We start from the raw sequence: 7,415 nt of genomic DNA, 5'->3' as shown, positions 1-7,415 counted from the left end.
AAAATGAAAGTATTAGCCAATGACGGAATTTCAAAAAGTGGAATTCTAGCTTTAGAAAAAGGAGGATTTGAAGTTATAACTACAAAAGTGGCTCAAGAACAAGTAGCTAATTTTGTAAACGAAAACAATGTAAGCGTGGTATTGGTAAGAAGTGCAACCAAAGTTCGAAAAGATATTATCGATGCTTGCCCAGGACTGAAAATTATTGGCCGTGGTGGAGTTGGAATGGACAATATTGATGTTGATTATGCAAAAAGCAAAGGAATTCACGTGATTAACACGCCAGCTTCTTCATCAGAATCTGTGGCTGAATTAGTTTTTGCACATTTATTTTCAGGAGTTCGTTTCTTGCATGATTCTAACAGAAATATGCCGCTTGAAGGCGACACCAACTTCGACGGTTTGAAAAAAGCGTATGCCAACGGAATCGAATTGAGAGGTAAAACTCTTGGAATTGTTGGAATTGGACGTATTGGTCAAGCTACCGCAAAAATGGCGCTTGGTTTAGGAATGAAAGTTATCGCTGCCGATAGTTTCATCCCGCAAGTAGATGTAAAAGTGGAATTTTTCGACGGACAATCCATCACGACTACAATTGTTTCCCAATCATTGGAATCCTTGTTTAAAGAAGCTGATTTTATCACATTGCACGTTCCTGCCCAAGACGGTTATATCGTTGACGAAGCAGCATTGGCAACAATGAAAGATGGCGTTGGAATCGTAAACTGTGCTCGTGGCGGCGTAATTGATGAAGTTGCTTTGATAAAAGCTTTGGATTCTGGAAAAGTTGCTTTTGCAGGATTAGACGTTTTTGAAAGCGAACCAAAACCAGAAATGACAATTCTAATGCATCCAAAAATATCGTTGACGCCACATATTGGAGCAGCAACAGGTGAAGCACAAGACAGAATTGGAACCGAATTAGCACAACAAATCATTAGCATATTGGGTTAATTACCAAAACTATAAAGCAAGAGGCTGTCCTGAAAAAGACAGCCTTTTTTTATGTTAAAAAGGCATCAAGCAATCATTTATTTTTGTAAATTTAATGTTCATTCTTTATGTCATGAAAAATAGTATTTACATATTCGCAATATTTCTCTTGGCAATTCTGGGCTGCAACACCACAAAGTCGACTATGACAAGTTCTGACAAAGCATTGAAAACCCAAAATGACACCATTAGAATTGCCAATGATGAACTGCAATATGAAGTCATCATCATCGATCCCGGCTTTAGTTCTTGGCTTGCCAGCAGAGCTTATCCGCGATGGTATCATTCCCAATCGTATTTGGAAAATAAAAATCAAATTTATGTAGGCGAATGGAACAGGCGTGTTTTGCAACCTCAGCAATACAGTCCTAATTTATATGAAATGACCATCGATTACCAGCCAAATATTGACTATGGCTACGAAGTGAATTATTTAATTTACAATTACATGATTTATTTTCAAAATACCTATAAACAAAAACTGAATGGCTACGTTCCAACGAGATAATCTCACTATATTTGCTATCATTTGAAACAGAGATGGAGAAATTAAAAAAACGTTGGGGAATTTCCTCGAATTTTCAACTTGTAATTATTTTTGTGGTTTTTGCCATAAATGGTTCATTGTCTGCAAAAATTTCTGGTTTTGCTATGAATTATTTTGGGATAAATAATGAAAACACTCATTGGATACCTTATTATATAATCCTGATTCTTTTAGTTCTGCCCTTGTATCCCTTTATGTTAATGTTCTTTGGCTATCTTTTTGGACAGTCAAAATTCTTTTTTCCGTTTTCAAAAAAAATGTTGAAAAGTATGGGATTGAGATTCTTCTTCAGAGAAGAAAAAAAGTAAATTAAATTTTCCTTTTTATCCAATAATTGTAAATCCAAGTCAATGTAAATGTGGGTATAAAATCCGAAAAAGGAAAAATTTCTTCCAGAAAAGCAACAGTTCCACCCACTTTTCCAACAGTCCCTTTGTACATCCAGGTCATCAAAAATCCAGCCAATGGCGCCCAAACCACATCCGAAAATTCGCCTAAAAACGGAACCGTGAAGGATAACATTCCAATTCCGTCAAATAACAATCCTAGAAAAAGATTTCTGTTTTTGTGGTCAATTTGTTCCAATTGAATTTCTTCATTCATTTCATTAAATTTTCAAAACAAAGATACAAATCCAATGCCAAAAGAAATTAGAAGGTTGAAATTAGCGTTGGGAGTGAACTAAAACCCTTAAAATATTTCCCCAATAATAACCAAAATCTTTGTTTCTTTGTAAAAACTGTTCCAATTCATGATACAAGCAAAAAACATTCATAAATATTACGACCAACTTCACGTACTCAAAGGAGTTGATTTGCATATTCAAAAAAGCGAAATTGTTTCCATAGTAGGCGCTTCGGGTGCCGGAAAAACGACGCTTTTGCAAATTCTTGGAACATTGGACAAACCAACAATTGAAAACGGGATAGAATTAAAAATCAATGGTCAAGACATTTTGACGATGAACGACAAAACCTTGTCCAAATTCAGAAATTTAAATTTAGGTTTCATCTTTCAGTTTCACCAATTATTGCCAGAATTCACGGCTTTGGAAAATGTTTGCATTCCCGCTTACATAGCCAATAAATCCAGCCACGAAACGGAAACTGAGGCCAAAAGATTACTGGAATACCTTGGTCTTTCGCATCGAATAAACCACAAACCCAATGAACTTTCCGGCGGAGAACAACAACGTGTTGCCGTTGCAAGAGCGCTAATCAATAAACCAGCAATCATTTTTGCCGACGAACCTTCGGGAAATCTTGACACACATTCTGCCGAAAATTTGCACCAATTGTTTTTTAAACTGCGTGACGAATTTGGGCAAACTTTCGTGATTGTAACCCACAACGAAGAATTGGCCAATATGGCTGACCGAAAACTGGTAATGGTCGATGGATTAATCAGTTAGCAGTTTTTAGATTACAGTTTTCAGTTTTCAGTAAACAGATAAATCTTTTTAATCAGTATTTTTTTTTCAACTCGAAGTGAAATTTTTTTCTCAAAAAAGCAATATAAAATGACGTTTGTTTTGTCAGGTTGAGCGCAGTCGAAACCCTACTCAAATAAAAACGTCAATGATAGCACAGTCGAGAGAAGCAAATCCATTTCATTCACCTATTGTACATGAATTCATCCGAACTCAAATCATTTCTTGACGAAAAAGTCATCCAGTACAACACGTTAGATTTCATTGAAAGTGATCCAGTCCAGATTCCGCATTTGTTTTCGCAAAAAGAAGACATTGAAATTGCCGGTTTTTTGAGCGCTACCATTGCTTGGGGCAATCGCAAAATGATTATCAAAAATTCCCACAAGATGATGGATTTGATGGGAAATTCGCCATATGATTTTGTGATGTCGCATACCGAAAATGATTTGGAACGATTGGAATCTTTTGTTCACAGAACATTCAACGGACAAGACTTTGCCTGTTTTATCAGAAGCTTGCAGCATATTTACAAAAACCACAATGGACTTGAAGCCGTTTTTGCTCAACACCAAGAATCGAATTCGATGCAAAAAAGCATTTCTGAATTCAAGAAAGTATTCTTCGAAATTCCGCATCAAAACCGAACCCTGAAACACATTTCTGACCCAATGAATGGTTCCGCGGCGAAACGAATTAACATGATGTTAAGGTGGTTTTGTCGCCAAGACAACAAAGGCGTTGATTTGGGCATCTGGAAAAACATTTCGCCTTCACTCCTATCTTGTCCTCTCGATGTGCATTCTGGCAATGTGGCTCGAAAATTAGGTTTGCTGGCCCGAAAACAAAACGACGGAAAAGCAGTAACAGAACTCGACTCCAAACTCCGTGAACTCGACCCGATTGACCCCGTGAAATATGATTTTGCCTTGTTTGGATTGGGTGTTTTCGAAGGGTTTTGATATTAAAAAAATCTTTTTTAATGGATTATCTTGACTTTCATTTTCAAAAAACGCTTTTTTAAATTGAAAATATGGAATCTGTTTCATTTTTCATCAAACAGAATTAGTGACAAATTCATCCAGTCAGAAATTCCGAACACAACAACATCACTTAAAAAGTAGGGCTTTATAAACATATTAATGCTGAATCCTTTTTTGAACAGATTTTACATCACTTGAATCTGAGGCTGTTTTTTTTATCAAATATGAAAGAAAATCAAACCAAATTAAGGAATTGAAAAATCCCAAATACACCTAGAAAGTTCTTTAAAAAAATTCCTCTCTTTCTTTTTAAACCAAATAAAATTTAGATTTTAAGGCATCGCTATCTTTGTTAAAAACTGTAATCTTAAACTTATTTTTATTTGATTTTATGTACTTTATCTATATTTTTTGCTTTTTATCGATTATTTATACAATATTTTATATTATATTTGAATACTGATTAGTCTTACTAAATTAAAATTAAGAATACAGAACTGGCACAAAAATAATTATTGTTCAATTTCAAATCATAAGGCAATGAATTCCATTAAAAAAATAGTTTTGGCAGAAGATAATTCGGTTCTATCCTTATTATTGAAATTCAGATTAGAAAAAGAAGGATACCAACTACTGATTGCTGTAGACGGAAAACAAGCAATTGAATTAATAGAAGAGCACAATCCGGAATTAATTTTGACTGATATCATGATGCCCTTTGTCAGTGGACTGGAGGTTATAAGCCACGTAAGAAACAAATTGAATCTGCAAACTCCAATCATAGTTTTTTCGTCGGCTGGACAAGAAGAAATCGTCCTTAAGGCATTTGATCTGGGGGCTACAGACTTTATGAGTAAACCTTTTAGTCCTCACGAATTAGTAATCAGGGTCAAAAGATTATTGATTTAGCACTTGAAAAATTAAATTAAGCTCCCAAAGCTATGAACTATATCCTACAAATTCAAGAGTATTTAAAATACTCATCATCTCTAATCCAATTGACTTGGGTTCTGAGTGGTATTTTTTCCATTTTTATTGTAGCGCTAACAATTTATCTTAAATATTTAAGAAATCATTTAAGAGTTAACGAAAAGATAAAAGCAAAATATCAAAAAGATTATGAATCGCAACTGGTAACCTATTTGTACGCAGGAAATGAAGATGAATCCTTTAGTCCGGTACAACAATCAATTATTAATGAATTAAAAGAATGCATCGCTGACCCTTTTAAAAGAAAAATTATTGTTTCGACACTATTGAAGTTGCGAAATGAAATTTCTGGCGAAATGGGCGAATCTATTGACAAACTTTATGTCAAATTAGGTCTTTTACGCTATTCATTGGCCAAGTTGAGAGATAAAAAATGGGATGTTATCGCCATTGGAATCCGGGAACTTACTCAATTTAAAATAAAGGCGGTTCATAAAATAATCATGAACAACATCAACCATCCCAAAAGAGAGGTTCGCAAAGAAATGCAATTATACTTGGTTCATTTATATGCTTTCAAGGGACTTGAGTTTTTGGATGTTTTGGAAACCTCCTTATCTGAATGGGATCAAATTCAGTTGTTGGAAGTCCTTCTGCTCAACAATGAAACACAAATTGCAGACATCAAACCGTGGTTAAAATCTCCCAATGATTCTGTGGTTATTTTCACTTTAAAACTGGCTAAAGTGTACAACCAATTTGAAGCAAAAGATGAACTCATCGAATTACTGAATCATAAGAGTCCGGAAGTACGAACAAATGCCATTTCAGCATTAAGACACCTGAACGTATTTGAAGCTAAAAACATATTGAAAGACAATTTTAATGACCGCAGTCTAGAGGAACAAATCGCTTTTCTTAAAATGATGGAAAATGTATATGAGAACAGCGACAAACCATTTTTAGTGGAACACATAAATCACAAAAATTTTGAAATCAAGTTATTGATAATGGAAATTCTGAAAAACATCAATTTTGAAGAATACACATTATATGAGGCCGAATTAAGAAAACCAATAACTGCCTAAAACCAATCGACCATGAATACAAGTACTGTACAAATCATAATGTCAATCATTCATTATTTCTTCCTTGTTTTTTCATTTTTTGCCATTCTTTCCTATGTCGTATTAGCGATAATTTCAGCTATCGAAACAATCGAATACGTAAAGAAAAACAGTTTTGTCAATTACAAAGAAATATTGTCTTCCACTTTTTCACCTTCCATTTCGATTATTGCACCAGCTTACAATGAAAGTTTAAACATTGTCGAAAATGTGCGTTCCTTATTATCGAGTCATTATGTAAATTATGATGTTATCATCGTAAATGATGGAAGTAAAGACGATAGTTTAAGCAGACTCATTGAAGCCTATGACCTTATTCAAATAGATCATTACATCAATGAACAGATTAAAACAAAACCGCTGCGAAACGGTATTTACAAGTCTACAAATCCTGCTTTTGATAAATTAATAGTGGTTGACAAAGAAAATGGTGGAAAAGCGGACGCCTTGAATATGGGATTGAACATCAGCAAAAACAAATACGTTGCCTGTATTGATGTAGATTGTTTATTATTGGAAGATGCCCTTCAAAAAATGATTAAACCATTCCTGGAAACAACCGATGCCAAAGTAATTGCGGCTGGCGGAGTAATAAGAATCGCTAATTCTTGCACTGTCAAAGACGGTAAATTATTTGATGTCAACTTTCCTAAATCATGGTTGGAGCAAGGACAAATTTTAGAATACCTGAGAGCCTTTTTATTAGGAAGAATGGCTTGGAGCAGACTAAATGGTTTATTGGTAATTTCGGGTGCTTTTGGTTTGTTTGACAAAAAAATTGCCATCAAAGTGGGCGGTTACGACACCAATACCGTAGGAGAAGACATGGAAATCATTGTGCGAATGAGACGCTACATGGAAGACCAAAAACAAAAATACAAAGTAGCCTACATACCCGATCCACTATGCTGGACGGAAGCGCCGGACAATTACAAAACATTTATTTCACAAAGAAACAGATGGACTCGTGGAACTATCGAAACCCTTAAAAAACACCACAAAATAGGGTTCAATCCCAAATATAAAGCGTTGGGACTTATCAGTTATCCTTATTGGTTCTTTTTCGAAAGAATGGCACCAATTATTGAAATTGCCGGTATTATTTATTTTGGGCTGCTCATAGTTTTACAAGAAGTGAGATGGGATTATGCATTTGCATTCCTTATTTTAGCCTATTTATTTTCGGTTCTATTTTCCATTGTTGCCATTGTTTCTGAGGAACTTACCTATCATCAATACAAAAAGAAATCTACAGGACTTAAATTGGTGATGATAGCATTCTTGGAACCTTTTGTCAATCATCCAGCTATTCTATATTCGGCAATCAAAGGAAATATAGATTACTATTTTAACAAAAAAATAGAATGGGGACACATGACAAGAAAAGGAATGACCAAAGCTTAATT

General features: G+C 34.7%; 9 protein-coding genes. 8 read left to right on the top strand and 1 reads right to left on the bottom strand.

Annotated elements, in window-relative coordinates; all coding sequences use genetic code 11:
* Positions 1-3: 3 nt before the first annotated feature.
* From C0430_RS11945 to C0430_RS11935, 3 genes are all read left to right on the top strand, one after another.
* Positions 4-954, top strand: coding sequence for a D-2-hydroxyacid dehydrogenase (locus C0430_RS11945; RefSeq protein WP_290870396.1), 951 nt, complete (start codon positions 4-6; stop codon positions 952-954).
* A gap of 112 nt (positions 955-1,066) precedes the next feature.
* Complete coding sequence (locus C0430_RS11940) at positions 1,067-1,501, top strand: DUF6146 family protein (protein ID WP_290870393.1); 435 nt, start codon at positions 1,067-1,069, stop codon at positions 1,499-1,501.
* 32 nt (positions 1,502-1,533) lie between these two features.
* The gene (locus tag C0430_RS11935) at positions 1,534-1,848 is read left to right on the top strand and encodes a DUF6787 family protein (protein WP_290870390.1); all 315 of its coding nucleotides are present in this window, start codon (positions 1,534-1,536) and stop codon (positions 1,846-1,848) included.
* Between the two features lies 1 nt (position 1,849).
* Here the strand turns inward: C0430_RS11935 and C0430_RS11930 are convergent, their stop codons facing one another.
* A complete protein-coding gene (locus C0430_RS11930; protein WP_290870387.1) occupies positions 1,850-2,143 on the bottom strand; it encodes a hypothetical protein in 294 nt (97 codons plus the stop codon).
* Between the two features lie 148 nt (positions 2,144-2,291).
* Here C0430_RS11930 and C0430_RS11925 point away from each other — a divergent pair, with 148 nt between their 5' ends.
* The 5 genes from C0430_RS11925 (at position 2,292) to C0430_RS11905 (ending at position 7,413) form a co-directional block, all read left to right on the top strand.
* Positions 2,292-2,951, top strand: a complete 660-nt coding sequence (locus C0430_RS11925) for an ABC transporter ATP-binding protein (protein ID WP_290870384.1) — start codon at positions 2,292-2,294, stop codon at positions 2,949-2,951.
* Between the two features lie 215 nt (positions 2,952-3,166).
* A complete protein-coding gene (locus tag C0430_RS11920) occupies positions 3,167-3,931 on the top strand; it encodes a TIGR02757 family protein (RefSeq protein ID WP_290870382.1) in 765 nt (254 codons plus the stop codon).
* A 561-nt stretch (positions 3,932-4,492) separates the two neighbouring features.
* Positions 4,493-4,861: a response regulator transcription factor gene (locus C0430_RS11915; RefSeq protein WP_290870379.1), complete on the top strand. Its 369-nt coding sequence runs from the start codon at positions 4,493-4,495 to the stop codon at positions 4,859-4,861.
* Positions 4,862-4,893: 32 nt separating this feature from the next.
* Positions 4,894-5,970: a HEAT repeat domain-containing protein gene (locus tag C0430_RS11910; protein WP_290870376.1), complete on the top strand. Its 1,077-nt coding sequence runs from the start codon at positions 4,894-4,896 to the stop codon at positions 5,968-5,970.
* Positions 5,971-5,982: 12 nt separating this feature from the next.
* Positions 5,983-7,413, top strand: coding sequence for a glycosyltransferase (locus tag C0430_RS11905; protein WP_290870373.1), 1,431 nt, complete (start codon positions 5,983-5,985; stop codon positions 7,411-7,413).
* Positions 7,414-7,415: the final 2 nt, after the last annotated feature.

Source organism: Flavobacterium sp. (genome assembly GCF_013823965.1).
Classification (GTDB): domain Bacteria; phylum Bacteroidota; class Bacteroidia; order Flavobacteriales; family Flavobacteriaceae; genus Flavobacterium.
The sequence above is the reverse complement of the archived record's forward strand: the minus strand, read 5'-3'. Positions and strand labels throughout refer to the sequence as shown.